Origin of the sequence: Pseudonocardia charpentierae, from assembly GCF_031845345.1 — a bacterium.
Taxonomy (GTDB): domain Bacteria; phylum Actinomycetota; class Actinomycetes; order Mycobacteriales; family Pseudonocardiaceae; genus Pseudonocardia; species Pseudonocardia charpentierae.
The window spans coordinates 1-945 of record NZ_JAVREJ010000095.1 but is presented as its reverse complement, the minus strand read 5'-3'; the positions used below and the strand labels follow the sequence as shown (position 1 = coordinate 945).

Sequence of the window (945 nt, the reverse complement as noted above, 5' to 3'; positions counted from 1 at the left end):
CGTGCCGGTGGGGACGGCCGCGCGGCTTGCCGAGCTGGTTCACGAGAAGGTCCCCGACGCGATCCTGGCCTGGAACCCCGAGTTCCTGCGCGAGGGGTTCGCCGTCGAGGACACCCTGCACCCCGATCGGCTCGTCTACGGGCTGCCCGAGGGCGACGACGCCTCGACGGCGCACGCCCTGCTCGACGAGGTCTATGCGCGGATCGTGGCCGACGGGACGCCGAAGGTGGTCACCGACTACGCCACGGCCGAGATGGTGAAGACCGCGGCGAACTCGTTCCTCGCCACGAAGATCTCGTTCATCAACGCGATGGCCGAGCTGTGCGAGGCGACCGGCGCGGACGTCAAGCAGCTCGCGGATGCGATCGGCTACGACGACCGGATCGGCCGGAAGTTCCTCAACGCCGGCCTCGGGTTCGGCGGGGGCTGTCTGCCGAAGGACATCCGGGCGTTCATGGCGCGGGCCGGCGAGCTGGGGGCGGACCAGGCGCTGACGTTCCTGCGCGAGGTCGACAACATCAACATGCGGCGCAGGATCCGGATGGTGGAGCTGGCCCGGGAGGTCTGCGACGGCAGTCTGCTCGGCAAGCGGATCGCCGTTCTGGGTGCCGCGTTCAAGCCGAACAGCGACGACATCCGCGACTCGCCGGCGTTGAACGTGGCCGCGCAGCTGCAGCTGCAGGGCGCGACCGTGCGGGTCGCCGACCCTGCTGCCATCGAGAACTGCCGGAAGATGTGGCCGCAGCTCGACTACGCCGACTCGCCGGAAGACGCGGCGGAGCGGGCGGATGCGGTTCTCCTGCTCACGGAGTGGCAGCAGTACCGCGACCTGGATCCGGTCGCGTTCGGCCGGGTGGTCCGGCAGAAGCGGGTGCTGGACGGCCGCAACGCGCTCGACCGGACCCGCTGGGAGGCGGCCGGCTGGAGCTACCGGGCGCTGGGACG

The 945-nt window shown here is 70.8% G+C and carries 1 protein-coding gene; it reads left to right on the top strand.

Features of this window, described 5'->3' with window-relative positions; translation table 11 throughout:
• Positions 1-945, top strand: a 945-nt coding sequence (locus RM445_RS32010) for a UDP-glucose dehydrogenase family protein (RefSeq protein ID WP_311560606.1), incomplete at both ends; no start/stop codon positions are given.